Raw genomic sequence first — 17278 nt, forward strand, 5'->3', positions numbered from 1 at the left:
CTATGGGCTCGTGGTGTAGTGGTTAACATGCCTCCCTGTCACGGAGGAGATCGCCAGTTCGATCCTGGTCGGGCCCGCCAATCCGTATTTCGGTTGCTGACATGCAACAAGTTAAGTGGCTCCCTAGCTGTTAGAGTCACTTTTTTATTGCCTAAAAACCAGTTCGAACCTAGGAATATCATGAGTTGGCGTTTTTCTTGGTCATTAGCCTCTTTGAAGACTTCACCAAGGTTAACTGCTCCTGAAAAAGTTTCCTTTGCTAGCTCTAGCCACCTGCTGGCGTCTGTTTCTGATTCTTTAAGGAGTTTATTGGTTCTAGCCAGAGTTTCTTCGTGCTTGGCAGCCCTAAGCTTATAGCGCTCGTCAGTCATTACTCCACTTTCCAGCTTATCGTCCAATATCTCTAATGCTCCCTGAGCCTGTCTCATGTCTTTGAGCCAGAGCGGCTTAAAGCGCGCTCGTTCTTTGACGAATTCATTATAGTGTTGGTCCAGCCAGTTTGAGCACTCCTTGCTATCCTTCTCACTGATCTCATATTCTTGCATGTGAGCCAGCACCTCTGTTTCTATGAGTCGGTCTGCTAGTTGGGGCTCGTTACACTTAATTCTCTTGTTCTTTTTTGTGCATGTATAAAATATATATTCGGCTTCACTGCCATTGGCTAGCTTTTTGGGCTTTGTGTAAGCCGTGATATTGAACTTGCACGTTTGGCAAAGCATTAAGCCTTTGTAGGTATATTGCCTACCTGATGTAGTAGAGGGGTGTTTACCTGAGCTTTTTCTCCATCCCATGGCAATTTGTACCTTGTCATAGGTTTCTACAGATATAAGGGGCTTGTAGGCCCCTTGATGCCACTCATCGCCACCATACTTAAACACTCCCGTATAAACACGGCGCTTTAGCATGTCTGCTAGGGTAGGTTTACTTATTTGTTTATCTCTCCGAGACTTCAAACCTATATCTATGGCGTGTTTCCATACATCGGTTAGTGTATTGGTACCTGTGCTTGCAAATTCAAAGCATTCTTGTACTCGCCAGCCTCTTTCTGGATCGGGAGTAATATTACGTGTTTTTGGCCCAAGGATTGAGTTTATATAGCCAAGAGGAGCTGGTCCAGGATATTCACCATGATTGCGTTTTTCAACAAAGCTATCTCTTACTTGGTCACTTAGGTCGTCATTATTTTTCTTTGCGAATGTTAGCTCAATTGATAGGAATGCTTTGTCTGTGGAGGTGTTTCTAAAGACTCGTCCAGGTGTATATATCGCCAGCAAGTCACCGTCATCCATCAGCTGAATGATTTGCCCTGTGTCATATGCATTGCGACTCAGGCGGCTGTGGTGCCAAACTGCTATATAGCGAGCTTTATGGTCTCTAATGCCTTGGATCATATCGTTGAATATGGGACGGCCAGGCTTATATGCCGATCTTTCCTCCGGTGGTAAAAAAGTGGGGGATAGACCGTTATCGTTAACTACTTGGCGAGTGTTACGATCTTGTTTTTCTAAGGAGTTATACTGCCTGTCTTCACGATCTTGAGATCGACGAAAGTAGACATAGCACTTAGATTTAGGATGCTCTTCCATTACCAAATATCCTCCGTTGAATTCTGTCGTAGCAGACCGATATTATCAACGGAGGATATTTGGTCTGCTACGACTTTCTTGTTTTGTTCTTGGCTTCCGTATCTGGTGTCATTTTCGCCAAGAGAATGACCGTATTTTTTGCGGTATTTTATATCTACTATAAGCTCCAGAAATTTAAATAGCGTCTGGGCTTCGGTAGAGAAGTTATTTACTGAGCTGTTATTTTTCTTTATTAGTGAAGGTATGGAGCCACACCTTCTAGTATTGGTTGAGTTGGACATTATGGATGACCTTCTGGAGTTTAAGCTCCAATTAAGTCGCATGTAAGCCCGTTTTAAAACAACCGAGTCCGTCTCTCGTTCTACTTACAATCCCATATTCTCCAACCGATTCTGCTAAGGCGGTACGTTCTGTTCCGCACAGAATAAAAGATTACGAATGATTAATATTGATTAGGTACATGCTATCCCTTTGGGAATGACACTCTAACACTTCATTCGGTGTTAATACTTTTCATTATGCAAAGCACAGCCTTTACTGTCAATCTTTTTATTGCTGATCAACAGGACCGTAGACTACCTGGCCACTAATGGCTAGGTTATGGAGAGTGATGTTGTCATCAGTACCACTTACTGAGCAGACAAATAGAACGTTTTCTTTAGTTTCTTTATTCTGACCAATCCACTGGAAGTCATAGATGGTATCTCCATTGGAGGCTTTAGTGCCACTATCATTGAATTGAGGATCATAGGCAGTGACTTTGATAATGCTAATCTTATTTAGATCAATGTACTTCCCTAGAAGTGCTGCATCTTGGCAGTATTTCTCAGCAGCATCTTGAGATACTGTATTCTCTACTTTAGCCGGAGTAGTGGAATTATCTTGTGTGCTTGCTTGGCTGGATGAAGTTTTGGAAGACTTATCGTCGGAGTCTTTCTTGCCCCCACTGATAGCGCTTGCTACTATGAATATGATGATAGCTATAACGATAAACCCTAGTACAGGATGTTCTTTCCTGCCATCTGGCTGTTTTAGCCCTTTATCTCTCTTTTTCATATAACCTCCTTGGTTATTAATTGTTGGTTAATTCTAGGAGGCTATTCTTAGATAACAAAAAGGACAGCCACGCTAGTTGTCTAAACCCACAACAGGGTTGAACCCAATTGCTTTTTTACGTAGCTGCCCATTAGCAGGTTCAACTTCGCTTTAAAAGCGTTCTTTTCTGTTGCAGATTTAGACTCCTTGGATTATACCATTGGCATACGGGTTAATTCAGCTCAATTAGTATCTACTTATTTTACTTTTTTTCCATACGCGAAAATAGTCCCACTCACCGCGCTTGGCGTTTAACGGGGAAAGGGTACATAGGGACCCCCCCTTTTTTTTCTTCTCTTAAGTTAGTGTTTTTGGAACAGTGCTAAACTCAACAAGCCTATTTGAAGTTTATATTAATCTCTAGAGGAATACTCGTTAGTAGCTTGTCCTTCTCGCCCTTTTTCTTTAAGTACAACTTAAACTTGTAGACTCCTTCTGTAGTCACTCCTATGGTGTCAAACTTAATCCTGGACCTCATACGATTGTGCTGAGGTTCGAATCTGATTTTTGCTTCAACTTTCCCTATTTGTTTGCTGGATGGGTCAATTATATCTACATAATAATCGTGAGTCTCTATTCTTCCTTTTTTATCTCTGTAAAACATCGAGACTATTTCAAAGGGTACATTAAATAGGTTAGTTTTGCCTTTTTGAAAGTTTACTTCTGCTTCCGGTATGTCGAAGTTTAAGTTTTCAAGGGCGTCAATAATAGTGATAGAGTTTGTGTCAGAATCTATCTTGCTCTCTTTGCATATAATAGTCCAAATGTGTTCAATCATTACTGTGTTCCTCCTTTTAATTCTATGTTCGTGGACATGAGTGTAGTGGGCACTAACTCTGCCTTTATTGATTTAAAGGTGCTGTTAGCCCAAGTATGCAATGCGTTTACTGTAGATGTAGCAAAGCTTTGAGATGGAAAGAACCTTATCTCGATGCTATGGTCGAGTACGTCTGCGAGTTCGACGAGCTTTTTGAGGTTGTAACTCTCATATCCAGGGCTCTCCCACCTGGCAATCGATGGGTGACTTGTTTTTAGGATTTTTGCCAATTGTCTTTGAGACAGACCCTTACTGCGCCTGAGTTTTGCTATATCTAAGGATAGATTGAAGAAGATTTCGTAACTAGCCCGTCTCTTTTTTGATTCCGGGTCACGTTTGTCTACCTCTTTTATTATGTCGCGTATTTCTTTGCTAAGCATAGTGTACCTCCTTCATGTGATATATGGCTTTTTCAATTTCCCGTTTGGGCATTTGTTGAGTTTTTTTTACAAATCCGTTTAATAGATATATTTTGCCCTTTATCATCGTGAAGAATACTCTAGCTATAGTATTCTTGTGTATTATTCTCATACAATAGACCCCCTTGGCTATGTATTCTGTAAAGCCAGATTTCCCCCAGTTGAACCTGTACTGGAGTTTCTCTAAACCTTTGAGAACCTTATCCCTCAGCTCAACTGAGACCCCCTCGAACTGAGCTAAAGCCTCCGTGAAGGGGGCCTTACTTGAGCTTGTGCAGTGGTGGACCTCTACCTTGAATGTTTGGTTCATGACTATAATGTTATCAAAAAAGATACCTAGTGTAAATAGATTGTAGTGGATTAAGCTCGATAACTGAGATCGGTAGTCTCGAATAGGTTACCTCTCTCGGTGTCTTCTTGGAGCTTGTTATAATTTGTTTAACATTGTATAATTAAGTTTAAGTTAACCAAATCCAGAGGATCTAAATAATAAACCATGAGACAAAAGCAATAAAAGTCTGAGATAATCCCTTCGTAAGTAAGGGAATATTTTAGCAACCAAAATTTAAGTAAATTTAATGTTTTGGAGCATTGCTTTTAAATATGTTTGTTATTGATATAGATAATCTGGATTTCTCTTTTGAATCCAGCGAAGATAAATTGTTTGAGGAACTCGATCTCAACCTAAACAGTGGTGAGATTGTAGGGTTGGTAGGTCCTAATGGTAGCGGCAAAAGTACTCTAATGAAGCTCATTATTGGTGAGCTTAGTCCGAATGCTGGCCAGATTAGGCTAAAAACTCCTGGTTATCTTCCTCAAGAAGTGGATTTAGGGAATTTAAATAAGAGCCTAAAAGATTTGTTTGAAGCGAGATTCGGTGCTGATGAGTGGCGTGGTGAACTAGCCTTGGACATAAGTGGTCTAACAGCCCTAAATATAGATTCTGAACTGAAGTCTTTGAGTGGAGGTCAGAAGACTAGACTGGGGCTAGGTTTAATATTGGCGGGCGAAGACATTCCAGAATGTTTGTTATTGGATGAGCCAACCAATAACTTAGACTCTGAAGGGCTTGAATGGTTAAAAAGGGTTTTAGAAGATTACAGAGGTGGAGTCTTAATTGCCTCCCATGAGAGAGTCTTTTTGGATGATGTGGTTGAGAGTATAGTGGCTATTGAAGATAAGAAGCTGGCTAGCTACGGTGGAGGGTACTCTTCTTACAGAGAGCAACTTGAGGCTAAGCAGAAAGCTCAGGAGGACGAGTATTTAACTAGCCTAAGTGAGAAGAAAAAGCTGGAAAGTTATATAGGAACCAACAAGCAAAGGGTTAATAAGGTATCTTCAGAAAAGTTTGATAAAACGAAGCATGAAGGTAAGATGGGCTTTAATACGAAGAGGTCATGGTCCGAGGCTGGGTTGGGCCGTAAGATTAAAGCGGCTCATTCTAAGCTGGATCAACTAGATGAAGTAGCAGAGCCAAATAAGGTTCCGGTATTGGATGTGAGGCTGGACGCAGTTATACCTCGATCAAAGATCGTCTTGAGGTTAAATGACTTGAATAAAAGTTTTGCTCAGAAGGGTGTAATTGCCGATTTTAGTCTCGAAGTGAGGGGTCCGGAAAGGCTGTTGGTAAGTGGTCAGAACGGATCGGGTAAGTCTACTTTGCTGAGTATTATAGTTGGTAAGCTAAGTGCTGACTCGGGTGATGTTGAGTTAGGTGAGGGCTTAACTTTTGGATATTTTAGTCAGGATGTGTACGGATTAGACCAATTTAAAACACCCTTGGAAGAGCTGAATAACCTGGAAAAAGATAAGGCTAGATGTTATCTGCTTTGCATAAAAGCTGGTCTATCTAAGCAGTCTGCCGATAAAAAAATTTCTGAGCTATCAAGGGGCCAGCAGGCTAAACTTGGTTTTGTGAAACTGATGCTCACACAGCCTGATGTTCTGGTTATAGATGAACCAACTAACCACCTAGATATGCAGACAAAAGAGGCCATTGAAAATGCTCTTAAGGATTTTGGAGGGGCTATAATATTGGCTAGTCACGATAAATATTTTGTAGAAAAACTTGCGATTTCTAGATTTATTAATTTGCAGTAGCGAGAAGCTTATGCTTGCGCTTCGTTGCCGTTGGAATGGATAATACCTCGGTATAATGACTGATGAAACTCGAACAGACAGTCCAGAAATTCACTTTTCACGCACTACTGAAGATGTATGCGGTGCCATGGGTGATATTGCTCGGAGGCTAACCTATCTAGGTGATTATCACGAAGAGACTGCAGGGCCTTTGCCGCCATCTATGCTTGCTGAGGAGATAGGAACTAATGTTAGATGGGTCTACCGGGCTGTTAAGGAATTTGGGATAGCACCTGAGCCACAGGTTATTGGTGGCATGACCATATCCTGCTACCCCTCTTTTACTCTACCTCTTTTGAGAGATGAGCTCGAGTGGAGGAGGGAGTGGCAATCTTTGCCTAGTTTACTTACTATAAGGCAGCTTGCCGAAGGTATAGGGCGATCTTGGGGGTGGACTAATAAGACATTAGGGGAACTTGAGATTAAGCATACTACCACTGAAATGAGATCAAGCCGAGAGTCAAAGATGTACAGAAAAGGTGTCCTAAAGAGGCTCAGAGAGGTATCTATGCAGTTCGCTCTAGATGATGGGCTACCTAACACTGATCAGCTTGTTGCTGTCTCTGGTGAGGATAGAGAATGGGTTGTGAGAAGACTTGTTGAGGCAGGTATTGCTCCAGAGATTAGAAGGTCTGCTTTAACAGGCAAACTACTCGAACACTGGCCAACTGAGGCATATGGATTAATTGATATCGCTAAGGCCGAGAGGGCTCCTGAAGCTGAAGCTGGCTGGTCTACCGCAGAATCAATTCCTGGGCAGGTCGGGCGGTCCTATAACTGGTGTAAGGCTCGCCTTGGACCTTATGCTAAGCTGACAAAGGTGAGACAAGATGCACAAGGTGTAGATAGAGTCCATTATCCACAAAGTGTAGTAGAGGCTCTAAAAGCAGAACGAGACTCTATTGAAGAATACCCAGATGCTGGTGACTACTTGACTCCCTCTAAAATAGCTATAAAGATGGGGAAGTCGAAGTTATGGGTAAATAACCGTTTAGGTTCTGTTGGTCCTGGAGAGATGCGCAAGGATGGTAAAGGAAGGGTTAGACTTCACTATCCTCCAACTGTTACCCGCGAACTTGAAGCCTTGCCTCAGGACCCAAGGGTAGGATAGAGCTATTAACAAAATAGTTCCAGACTTCCAACGTTACGGTCCGCCACTATAGACTTACATACCACTTTTGTGGTATTATTTGTTTATATGAAAGATCTGAAACCTGCTTCTGAGGTGTATGTTCCTGGGCAACCTATGGAGGCTGAAGGAACGTTTATTCAAGATGAAGATGTTTCACCTAAATATCAGATTTGGGGATATACTATTGGATACTTGTTAGATAGCGGGGGAAGAGCTTATCCGGAAGGCTGTAATACTGCTATCTTTAGAATTGCTCCCGGTGGTATGACTGAGCCTGTGGTTGTGACTAAGCCCGATGAAGTAGCGGTATTTGAAGTTGATTCTGTTAGTGGGAGTGGCAAGGCGGTAGTTGCTCGAGCTAATGGTGTTGTTGAAGAAATAGACTTTGATACAGACCGAGTAGAGATCAGGCCAGGAGATGCTTACTCCTATATTAATACTGGTAATGAAGACTTGGTTCTTTATGATCTTGCAATCCCTGCTTTTAATGAGGGCGATGATATTGAAATAACTTCTTCTATCTGGCCTCTACCGGATGGGATAGAAAGCCCAAAAAATGGCTTCAGCTTATCTGTTGTAAGGTTTGGAGATGGTTCAATTAAGAGTATTGAATTGCCGAGTGAGTTTTGGGATGCTCTGTCAATATGTTATTAGTATCTTCTAGTATTAAAGCGGCTTTAATAAAATAATCAAAGAATATGGAAACTAGAGAGGGGAGAGAATTAGTAAGGGAGTTGGTTGGCTCAGACGATGTGATACTGGCGACTGGAGATTTTCTAGATCGAGCTAGCAGAGAGCCTGGCTATAGGTCTGATCCTAACTATCTAGCTGCTTTGAAAATTGCTGAGTATGCTCTTTTGGTAGATCCTATAGAGAAGGGTATTCAGAGTGTATTATTTTCACAATGGGATGGAATCTCCGATCTTATGGACAACCCTGGCTTAGCTGAGCAAATTAGATCAGTAGTTGGTGAGGATTTGTATGCTGCTATTTTTATAAACATTGACCCTGTGAGGTTAGGAGTTATGGAAGAGATATCTGAAAAAAGGTCTTTATTTATACCAGCGTATGAGAAAAGGTATAAAGCGATGGTCTGCCCTTTCTCAGGTAACTTGAGGGCGGCATCAATGAATGCTGTTAGTAGTGCATGTACCTCCGCTTGGGTAGCACTAAAAATACTGCAAAAGAGTGATGAAGGTCGGTTAATGACGAAGGAAGAACAATTAGAGACGGTACTGAGGTCTCCTGGGCTCTATATCGCCAGACAATCTACACACCTCAAAGATTTGCCTGTAGTTTCTAGTATGATTGAAAGGGTGTGTGAGTCAACATTAGATGAATTTAGCTTATCAAAATACGTAAGTTATAACCCTGTACTCAAGAGAGTGGTACTTAATGCCGGTTTCGCAGAATGGGTTATGAATGCGGATTGGTCACCTCAGTTAATTAAAGAAAGATTATCTGGGCAAGTGGACGTTACCTTAGGTTGCCCGTTTACTTTTGTGGACAGAGAGTTGAGACTAGAGTTTTATAGAAAAATGGTTAATTTACTCTACAATATAGGAGCTTGGCCAAAATTATCTGAATGGTAGTCATCTTTTATTTACTTGCCCTTTCTTATCTTATAAATGTATACTTTTGGCTATATTAAGGATAAATTTATAGGATTTTTATGAAAGAATTACAAAAAGCAGAAGTAAGTGTTGGGAAAATGCTAAGTGGGTTACCAAATATCTCTGAATCAGCAAGAGAATCAGTGGCAAAGGTCATGCCCCTATTGGCTTTAATTGGTGGTTTATTTCAATTGGCAGCGGCGTATTGGGTATATAAGTTAGCTCACGTTGCAGAACAAGTTGATCAATTTATTAAATCTTATTCAGTTTTAACAGGTGGAGTATATGGTCTTTCTAGCACAGATAAGTTTTTGATCTATGTCGGGGCACTAGTCCTGTTAGTTGAGGCACTAGTTTTGCTAATGGCTTATAGTGGCTTGAAAGATAGAGAGAAAAGAGGGTGGGACATGCTCTTTTTGGCAGCATTAATTAATGTTGGGTACTCAGTTGTTAGTCTATTTATTACTGGGAGAGGGTTCGGTAGTTTCTTGTTTGGCTTAGTAGGATCAGCTTTCGGATTCTGGTTGCTATTCCAAATCAAGTCTAAATACAGTGGTAAATCTTTAGAGACTTCTGATTTGACTAAGAAATTAGATAAAAAGTCTAACTCAAAATCTTCTGCTAAGAAGACTTCTTCAAAAAAGTAAGATATTTTAACTAAAAAAGCTGTATTAAACTGCTATAATTAAGCTTATATTTATAGACTCTTAAAGTTAAGAGGTTTTGCTAATGGCTCCACAAGAAAAAAAGACTGTAAGAAGAACAAACTCTGACCTGTGGTTTTATAGCTTAAGTATCGCTAATGTATTTGTTTTCTTATTAAGCGCTGTAATAGTATTTTTTAGGACTAAAACATCTGAGGTAAAAGTTCCGATTAGATTAATTGCGGGTAATGAAGTAGTACAGGGTAGATGGTGGAATTCTTATTTATTATTACTCATAACTCTAGGCTTATTAGTTATGGCGTTTGTTTACTCTGCTAGGCTAAGAAAGCTAGATCCTCTTTATAGAAATGGAGTTTTAATCTTAGGGATATGTTTCCAGATTCTGGCTTTTGCAGTTCTATTTAGAGTTGCTGGGTTAAGCAGCTTAATTTAAAGGGAATTTAAAAATATGGCCGGTCATAACTTAAGATTGAGCGAAGAAGATCTAAGAAAGCTAGAGATCCCGCTTGGTAAAAAGTCTAAAAATTATCGTTTTTTTGAAATTCTACCTGGCTTAACAAGTTATTTCGTAATCATTTTGCCAATACTAGTTGGGATGTGGAGGGCTGATATCGCTGGTTTCTTAATTCTACTTTTTATGATGGTTTGGTTTTTTAGGACTGTGGCTATGGCTATAAAAGCACTTGGCACTTTAAAAACCACTGACCAGATTGAAGGAGTAGAGTGGTGCAAGCTATTAGTTGACGATTATTATAATGCGCGAGAAAATTTAAACTCGCTAGAGGTAAGAAGAAAGATAACTCGATTAGATCAGCTTAGAAAGCAGTGGTTGAGTAAGTTTATAGTATCAACTGATGAAGTACTGACTCCGGAGGACTTAATCCATGTAGTAATGGTGCCCTTGGTAAGTGAACCATATGAGGTGGTTAGGGATACAATTGAAGCGGCTGCTTCTCAAAATTATGATGTTAAGGGTAAAGTTATTTTACAAATTTGCCCAGAAGCTAGAGCCAGAGCTAAAAATGCTGAAACTGTGGCTAAAATAGTAGAAGAGTTTAAGAATAGGTTCTTAAGGATTATTGTTACTGAGCATCCGGCTGGTTTGCCAGGTGAGTTAATAGGTAAGGGAGGAAATATAGATTGGGGAGCTAGAAAACTTCTTTTAGAATTAGAAAAAATGAAGATTGTGCCTGAGAGAGTTATGATAACAGGGATGGATGGTGATTGCATAATGCATAAAGAATACTTAGGTCATCTTTCTTATGTCTACTTAATTAACTTTAACCGCGATCAGGCCAGCTATCAGCCGTTAGCTATTTATACTAATAATATTTGGGATGCGCCGGCACCGATGAGGATTTTAGCGGTGGGTAATAGTTTTTATACTCTGTTGCAAGCATCTAGGCCACACTTGCAAAGAAACTTTTCTTCTCACTCTCAAAGTTTAGCTTCACTTTTGGTGACTAATTTTTGGAGTAAAAGAACGATTGTAGAGGATGGTCATCAGTATTGGCGAAGTTACATGGCTTTTAAGGGTAGGTATAGGGTAGAGTCAATGTTTGTTCCAAATTATCAAGATGCAGTTATCGGAGTGAACTATAAAGATACTCTTAGATCCCAATTTGTACAACTTAGAAGATGGGCCTATGGGGTTAGTGATATACCTTATATTTGGACAAGAGGTTTGTTTGGCAAAGAAAAGATTGATGGAGTACCCTTCTGGCCAACTTTATCAAGATTTTTAAGGCACTTTGAGAACGATGTTTCGTGGGCAGCTGCCCCTGTAATTCTAGCAGTAGGAGCATGGCTTCCAATAATGTTCGCTAGAGACTCGGATGCGAGTATTGTAGCTCACCAACTTCCTGCTGTAGCTAGATGGATCCAGACTTTTACAATGCTAGGAGTCCTAACCAGTATTTATGTTGCGTATAAAATTCTACCTCCAAGACCAGAAAGGTATAAGAAGAGTAGGTCAATATTTATATGGATTCAGTGGGTTTTAACTCCTCTGACTGGACTATTCTATGGGGCGACGACAGGCTTTTATTCTCAAACTAGATTACTACTCGGTAAATACTACGATAAGTTTGATTTTACAGAAAAGCATCGAAGAAAAGATTAATTTAATTTTCTTCAATTTCTGCTTTGAGCCTAAGGCAAGCTGGTTTATCGAGTTTCTCTAATATTTTGATAATTTCTGAGATGTACATTTTTTCTGATATAGAGTGGTTATGCTGAATGAATTTTAATAATCTATTTTCAATTGTATTAATGATATCTATTAAATCATCTTCTGCAGACTTAGAAGATATCTTAGAAACTTTGGCAATTAGTTTAGTTCTAGAGTAAGGTATATTGTTTATTTTAATCAGCTGGCTTAAGTCTAAGTGTTCTCTAGAGGTAACAGTCAGATTACATTTAGGACAGTGCTTTCTTCGCCAAGTTGAGGCTCCATTACTGGTTTTTCTCGAATTAATCGTCTTAAGTTTAGTATTACAAATTGGACATTGCATATGTCTATATATTGACATACAGCTGGAGAAAAATCCAGTGGAAAAAGTTTATGCTTTTGTGGATTTAGACTTTCTCGAGCGGTACAGGTGTATTTTGCCTAGCTTTCGGACTGGTTTAATTTGATTGGGTCTGTATAGAGGTATATCTTCAAAAAAGTCTGTAGACTTCTCAGATATGGTAATTTTTTTTGATTTTATTCTCTTACCGATCAATCTGTTCTTTAAACTATTTCTTGAGGACTTTTTCTGCATAGTTTTTTAGAAATTTATAGTGGTTCGTAGTATTTTAGGAGTCTATTTAGAAGAGTGCAAAGTTAAGCGCTTTGGGTTATTTTTGTATTTGAACATGAGAACACTAACAATGTTGATCTACCTCTGTTATAATTAACTATATTAATGAGTGATTTTTTTTCTGTAACTAGTACAACAAGTGGTGTAAGAAATGGTGTTTTAAAATTCCGTAATGGATCAGAAGTAAAGACGCCTACTTTTATGCCTGTTGGTACTCGGGGAGCTGTTAAGTCTCTTTCTCCTGAGTTAGTTAAGTCAACGGGGGCGGGAATTCTTCTTGCAAATACTTATCATTTACACCTTTCTCCTGGAGAAGGAGTGGTTAAAAACGGTGGTGGGACTGCTCAGTGGATGCGTTGGGAGGGTCCGATGCTGACGGATTCTGGAGGTTTCCAGGTCTTTTCTCTAGGTAAAATAAGAAAGATTACAGAAAAAGGGGTGAAGTTTAGGAATCCTGTTAACGGAGATGTTATTTTTATATCTCCAGAGAAATCTATACAGATTCAGCATGATCTGGGAGCTGATATTATTATGGCCTTTGATGATGTGGTAGATCTTCATAATGAGCGCCATCGGCAAAGGGAGGCTATGGAAAGAACCCACCGATGGTTAGATCGCTGTGTTAAAGAGCACCAGAAGCTACTTAAAAAGAATTTTCCTAAAGGTGGCGGACCTAAGTTATTTGGCATTGTTCAGGGCGGACTATCTAGAGAATTAAGGTTAGAATCTCTTAGTTTTATTCAATCTCAGCCTGTTGATGGTATCGCTATCGGTGGCCTTTCTGTAGGGGAGACTAGAGAAGAGATGCACGAGATGCTAGAGTTTTTGAGTGATAAGTTTGATGATTCTCCTCGACCACACTATCTAATGGGGGTTGGACACCCAGTGGATATGCGAAAGGCGATTGAATGTGGAATTGATATGTTTGATTGTGTGCTGCCGACTCGTAATGCTCGTCACGGTAGTGTCTGGATCGCTAGCGACAAACAAATATCTATCAAAGTAGAGAAGTTTAAGATTGATAATGATCCGATAGAAGTTGGCTGTGACTGTTATGCTTGCTCAAACGGGTTTAGTAAGAGTTGGTTTAGGGCCCAGTTTAAAGCAAACGAGCCCCTAGCTGGGGCTCTTGCGAGTATTCATAATTTGAGATATTTGCAAAGGTTGTGCGAAAGTAAGCAGATGACTAATCTGGAATAGCTTCCTCGTATTGGTCTAATCGGATATTCATATCTATGAAGTCAACACATATTTTAATGAGAGTCTTTAGATCTTCAATATCTTTATCATTCAGCCTCTTCTCGTAGTGAGTCTCGTCATTGCCTATTAGGTAGGCTCTTTTGGCGGCTGACTTAATTCTTGCATTATCCAGATTCTCCTCAATACACTTTCCAAGGAACTTCTTCTTAATATCATTGGCATTATCTGGATCTTGTTCTACTAAGTAGTCTTTAATTAAGAACTCCAGAGATTTTCTATAGCCTGGACCTGCTAAATGCCTGATCCCTAGCTGTTCTGCTTCAAAAGATTCGTTATATATCTCAATAAAGTTTGGTGAAATCTTAGCTATAGTATCCGGGAAAGAGGATTTCCTTGGGTTGCCAAATGATGTGTCGATAAAAGCGTAGTGGCCAGATTCCTCGGCATGCTCCTCATAGTTACCAATAAAGATCTCTAGGCAGTCCTCGTTAGTGCAGGAATATACTATCCTTAGCTTTGAGCCTGCTGCTATGTACCCGCTATGTGGAGGGGCGTCTATCGTAGTGAAGCAATGCGGGCAGCTGTTCGGCTTCTTATCAAAGCTAGAATGTTTAGTGCCTCTACTGGTATGTGCATTTATTGAATAGTTACTCGTCATGGTCTTGGTCAAAAGTTTGGTGGGCGGTACAGGATTCGAACCTGTCACCTCTACAACGTCAATGTAGCGCTCTAGCCAAATGAGCTAACCGCCCCCATTAAACTTAGTTTCATTATAACAGATAGGCGGTGTTATAATTAGTGCTTAAGAGTAATATGAGTTTTCTGAATATAATTATTTCAACCACGCAAAAGACGACCCTTCGGGGTTAGTTTGAAGCTGGCTCGGCAGAATGAGCATTAATTGAAATAATTTAGATTTAAATTGAAAGATAATATGAGTGAAGATAAAAATAATATCGAAGGTATAAGACATAGTTTGGCTCATCTGTTGGCACAAACTGTTAAGGAGATGTATCCTGGTAGTTTAAACGCCATTGGGCCGACTATTGAGGATGGCTTTTATCAGGATTTTGAGATTAATGGTAAGATTTCTGAGGATGATCTACCGAAGATAGAAGAGGCGATGAGGAAGAAGCTCAAGGAGTGGACTAACTTTGATAAAAAAGAGGTTAGCTTGGATGAGGCTAAGAAAGTTTTTGGTGATAATAAATACAAACTTGAGCTGGCTGAGGAGTTTGCTGAGGGTGGCAAAACCCTAACTATGTATACTTGCGGTGGTTTTGATGACCTTTGTAAGGGAGGTCATGCTGACGACTTGAGCAAGATTGATCCAAAGAGCTTTAAGTTGACCAGGACTGCTGGGGCTTACTGGCGAGGTGATGAAAAAAACATCATGCTGACCAGAATATACGGGGTCGCATTTACAACAGAAACAGAGGTAGAAGAGTATCTTGAAAGACAGGAGCTTGCTAAAGAACGTGACCATAGGAAACTTGGTAAAGAGATGCGGCTATTTTTTATAACCCCTGACGTTGGCGCTGGACTACCTCTTCTGATGCCTAGGGGGGAGAAGATAAAAGAGCTGTTGATGCGCTATATGCGTCAGGAAGAACAAGAGCGGGAGTACCAGTTTGTCGCAACTCCAGTTTTGGCTAGGAGAAGTTGTATAAGCGTTCTGGGCATGCTGATTACTACTTGGATGATATGTATTCAACAGAGGAGGATGAAGAGGGTAACAAGTTTTACATAAAAAGCCAATGAACTGTCCTCATCACCACATGGTGTACGAGCAGCTTGTAAAGAGTTACCGTGACCTACCTCTTAGGCTGTCAGAGTACGGCGGTTTGTATAGGTATGAGCTCTCGGGAACTTTAACGGGACTTATTAGAATGAGGGGGCCAATAACTCAAAATGATTCACATATATACGTAACTCATTATCAGCTTAAAGATGAGTTTAAAAAGGTAATTCAATTTTTTTATGATGTTTACAATGAATTTGGACTAGTGGACTATTGGTTTAGGGTCTCGTTACCGGATTTCTCTAAAGATAAGTATGGTGGAGATAAAGAGGTGTGGCTAGATGCTGCATCTACAATAGAGAAAGTGTTAGACGAGTTAGATTCGAATTACGTAGAGGTAGAGGGCGAGGCTGCATTTTATGGTCCAAAATTGGATGTTCAAATTAAAAATGTTAATGGAAAAGAGGATACTATTGCTACTGTCCAGGTGGACGTGCTTGTACCGGAGAGAATGGAGTTACAGTATATAGACAAAGATGGCGATGGAATAGTGCCGATTGTTATTCATAAATCTATAATGGGGGCTTTTGAAAGATTTATGGGCTTCCTGTTAGAAAAAACTGGTGGAGATCTACCTTTCTGGTTAGCTCCAGAGCAGGTTAGGATTCTTACAATTAATGATTCTGGCGCTGATTATGTTGAGGAGATTACAACTGTTTTGAGCGATACTTTGTTAATGAAGCCTCTTAAATATAATGAGCTAAGATATTCTGTTGATGATAGAAATGAGTCCCTTGGTAAGAAGATTAAAGAGGCTACGGAGTTAAAGATACCAGTTCAACTAATTGTTGGTCCAAAGGATAAAGAGGCTGGAGAAGTTAGCGTTAGAACTAAAGATGGAGAATCTAAGATTAAATTAGGAGAACTGAAAGATTTCTTACTGAGTTATAAGTAGAAAAATTATGCCAAGAGTGGATGCAGGGTTTAAAGATCGAGTTTACGTTCTGGTAGCTCAAATACCTGAAGGGCGATTAATGACATACGGGCAAATTGCGGCTTTATGCGGAAATCCAATGGCGGCATGGGAAGTAGGACAGATAGCGCATATGGGGCCAAAGGATCTACCCTGGCAAAGGGTGGTCAATAAACAGGGTGGTTTAGCATCGGCCTATACTTGGGGAGGTTTTGAGGGTCATAAAAAAGAACTCGAAGCCGAAGGAATTAAGGTGAGCAAAGATTTTACAGTCGATATTGAGCAACTTATGTGGTGGCCTGAGGGTAAACAGATCTAGATTATTAAACAAACTGATCTAAGTTATTAATTGTAGTTAAATTTAATTGCTCAAAATGAGTAAAAAATGCCCGTAAATGAATGAAATTGTGCTAGTATAAAGCATATATGGTAGATCAATTATTTGGATCAAAGACGAGAGTAAAGTTGCTAAAATTCTTTTTTGCTAATCAAGATGAAGAGTTCTTTGTTCGAGAGTTAACGAGGCTATTGGATGAACAAATTAACTCTATTAGAAGGGAGCTCATTAATTTGGCAGATGCAGGGGTAGTTAAGTCAATTGATAAAGAAAATAAGGTTTACTACAGACTTAATAAAGAAGGAGATCTTTACGAGGGCTTGGATAAAATATTAGCTCCAAGAGTCGAGGCTACATCTGGGGATGCTAAAGAGGTCAAGGCGGGCAAAGTTGTCGGTGTGGCTGGAGAGAAGAAGGGAATTGTGGTTAAAGATGCTAAATTAAAGCTTGTTAAAGATGAGATTGGAGCTCTTGAAGGCATAAAGTTAGTCTCAGTATCTGGGTCATTGCTCAAAAACGCTCCAAGAGGGGTCGATCTTGTTGCTGTCGGAGATTTATCCGATAAAGATGAGGTAAAATTTAAAGAAGTAGTATCTGGTATTGAAACTAAGTTGAATAAATCTTTAAATTACGTTTTATTCAGCGAAGAAGATTACAGGTATAGATTAAAGATTAACGACAGGTTTATTATTTCTTTTTTGCAAGGTAAGCACGAGGTTTTGCTCGACGAGTTAAAATAAAAAATGAGAGGATAATT

The 17278-nt window shown here is 39.9% G+C and carries 21 protein-coding genes and 2 tRNA genes; 13 read left to right on the forward strand and 10 right to left on the reverse strand.

Translation table 11 applies throughout. The features are described 5' to 3' along the window. Positions 1-4 precede the first annotated feature (4 nt). Positions 5-80, forward strand: a tRNA-Asp gene (locus tag H6799_01255). On the opposite strand, the gene H6799_01260 is transcribed toward H6799_01255, so the two are convergent. The 6 genes from H6799_01260 to H6799_01285 form a co-directional block, all read right to left on the reverse strand. After that, the gene (locus H6799_01260) at positions 39-1208 is read right to left on the reverse strand and encodes a recombinase family protein (protein ID USN97844.1); all 1170 of its coding nucleotides are present in this window, start codon (positions 1206-1208) and stop codon (positions 39-41) included. The two genes, H6799_01255 and H6799_01260, sit on opposite strands and share 42 nt — an antisense overlap. Positions 1209-1585: 377 nt before the next feature. Continuing rightward, positions 1586-1867, reverse strand: coding sequence for a hypothetical protein (locus tag H6799_01265; protein ID USN97708.1), 282 nt, complete (start codon positions 1865-1867; stop codon positions 1586-1588). Between the two features lie 268 nt (positions 1868-2135). Next, positions 2136-2642, reverse strand: coding sequence for a hypothetical protein (locus H6799_01270; GenBank protein ID USN97709.1), 507 nt, complete (start codon positions 2640-2642; stop codon positions 2136-2138). 376 nt (positions 2643-3018) lie between these two features. Further along, positions 3019-3459 carry a hypothetical protein gene (locus tag H6799_01275; GenBank protein ID USN97710.1) on the reverse strand — a complete coding sequence of 147 codons (441 nt, stop codon included), beginning with the start codon at positions 3457-3459 and terminating at the stop codon, positions 3019-3021. Beyond that, on the reverse strand, positions 3459-3878 hold the full coding sequence (locus H6799_01280; protein ID USN97711.1) for an XRE family transcriptional regulator: 420 nt from the start codon (positions 3876-3878) through the stop codon (positions 3459-3461). Before H6799_01280 ends, H6799_01275 begins: the two co-directional genes overlap by 1 nt. After that, positions 3871-4227 (reverse strand): type II toxin-antitoxin system RelE/ParE family toxin, encoded by a 357-nt coding sequence (locus tag H6799_01285; protein USN97712.1) that lies wholly within the window; start codon positions 4225-4227, stop codon positions 3871-3873. The genes H6799_01280 and H6799_01285 overlap by 8 nt, the downstream gene beginning before the upstream one ends. A 293-nt stretch (positions 4228-4520) precedes the next feature. Here H6799_01285 and H6799_01290 point away from each other — a divergent pair, with 293 nt between their 5' ends. The 7 genes from H6799_01290 to H6799_01320 all read left to right on the forward strand — a co-directional run bounded on the left by H6799_01290 (position 4521) and on the right by H6799_01320 (position 11588). Continuing rightward, a complete protein-coding gene (locus H6799_01290; GenBank protein USN97713.1) occupies positions 4521-6017 on the forward strand; it encodes an ABC-F family ATP-binding cassette domain-containing protein in 1497 nt (498 codons plus the stop codon). 55 nt (positions 6018-6072) lie between these two features. Then, a complete protein-coding gene (locus H6799_01295) occupies positions 6073-7167 on the forward strand; it encodes a hypothetical protein (protein USN97714.1) in 1095 nt (364 codons plus the stop codon). Positions 7168-7254: 87 nt separating this feature from the next. Further along, a complete protein-coding gene (locus H6799_01300; protein ID USN97715.1) occupies positions 7255-7842 on the forward strand; it encodes a hypothetical protein in 588 nt (195 codons plus the stop codon). A 44-nt stretch (positions 7843-7886) separates the two neighbouring features. Then, entirely contained in the window at positions 7887-8780 is an 894-nt protein-coding gene (locus H6799_01305) for a hypothetical protein (GenBank protein ID USN97716.1), read from the forward strand. A gap of 80 nt (positions 8781-8860) precedes the next feature. Further along, positions 8861-9448, forward strand: coding sequence for a hypothetical protein (locus tag H6799_01310; protein ID USN97717.1), 588 nt, complete (start codon positions 8861-8863; stop codon positions 9446-9448). Positions 9449-9530: 82 nt separating this feature from the next. Next, positions 9531-9899 carry a hypothetical protein gene (locus tag H6799_01315; GenBank protein ID USN97718.1) on the forward strand — a complete coding sequence of 123 codons (369 nt, stop codon included), beginning with the start codon at positions 9531-9533 and terminating at the stop codon, positions 9897-9899. Between the two features lie 15 nt (positions 9900-9914). Further along, entirely contained in the window at positions 9915-11588 is a 1674-nt protein-coding gene (locus tag H6799_01320; protein ID USN97719.1) for a hypothetical protein, read from the forward strand. Position 11589: 1 nt separating this feature from the next. On the opposite strand, the gene H6799_01325 is transcribed toward H6799_01320, so the two are convergent. Together H6799_01325 and H6799_01330 are read right to left on the reverse strand one after the other, a co-directional pair. After that, positions 11590-11997 (reverse strand): hypothetical protein, encoded by a 408-nt coding sequence (locus tag H6799_01325; GenBank protein ID USN97720.1) that lies wholly within the window; start codon positions 11995-11997, stop codon positions 11590-11592. 30 nt (positions 11998-12027) lie between these two features. Further along, positions 12028-12231, reverse strand: coding sequence for a hypothetical protein (locus tag H6799_01330; protein ID USN97721.1), 204 nt, complete (start codon positions 12229-12231; stop codon positions 12028-12030). Positions 12232-12375: 144 nt separating this feature from the next. Here H6799_01330 and tgt point away from each other — a divergent pair, with 144 nt between their 5' ends. Continuing rightward, positions 12376-13470, forward strand: a complete 1095-nt coding sequence (gene tgt / locus H6799_01335; GenBank protein USN97722.1) for a tRNA guanosine(34) transglycosylase Tgt — start codon at positions 12376-12378, stop codon at positions 13468-13470. Here the strand turns inward: tgt and H6799_01340 are convergent. Further along, a complete protein-coding gene (locus H6799_01340; GenBank protein ID USN97723.1) occupies positions 13457-14128 on the reverse strand; it encodes a DUF4145 domain-containing protein in 672 nt (223 codons plus the stop codon). The genes tgt and H6799_01340 overlap by 14 nt on opposite strands. 17 nt (positions 14129-14145) lie before the next feature. After that, a tRNA-Val gene (locus H6799_01345) sits at positions 14146-14222 on the reverse strand. Between the two features lie 182 nt (positions 14223-14404). On the opposite strand from H6799_01345, the gene H6799_01350 reads away from it, so the two are divergent. The 4 genes from H6799_01350 to H6799_01365 all read left to right on the forward strand — a co-directional run bounded on the left by H6799_01350 (position 14405) and on the right by H6799_01365 (position 17261). Further along, entirely contained in the window at positions 14405-15220 is an 816-nt protein-coding gene (locus H6799_01350) for a hypothetical protein (protein ID USN97724.1), read from the forward strand. A gap of 7 nt (positions 15221-15227) precedes the next feature. After that, positions 15228-16166, forward strand: a complete 939-nt coding sequence (locus H6799_01355) for a hypothetical protein (protein ID USN97725.1) — start codon at positions 15228-15230, stop codon at positions 16164-16166. Between the two features lie 7 nt (positions 16167-16173). Then, positions 16174-16503 carry an MGMT family protein gene (locus tag H6799_01360; protein ID USN97726.1) on the forward strand — a complete coding sequence of 110 codons (330 nt, stop codon included), beginning with the start codon at positions 16174-16176 and terminating at the stop codon, positions 16501-16503. A gap of 107 nt (positions 16504-16610) precedes the next feature. Continuing rightward, a complete protein-coding gene (locus tag H6799_01365; protein ID USN97727.1) occupies positions 16611-17261 on the forward strand; it encodes a winged helix-turn-helix transcriptional regulator in 651 nt (216 codons plus the stop codon). Positions 17262-17278 lie beyond the last annotated feature (17 nt).

Source organism: Candidatus Nomurabacteria bacterium, from assembly GCA_023898665.1.
Classification (GTDB): Bacteria; Patescibacteriota; Saccharimonadia; order Saccharimonadales; family HK-STAS-PATE-42; genus HK-STAS-PATE-42.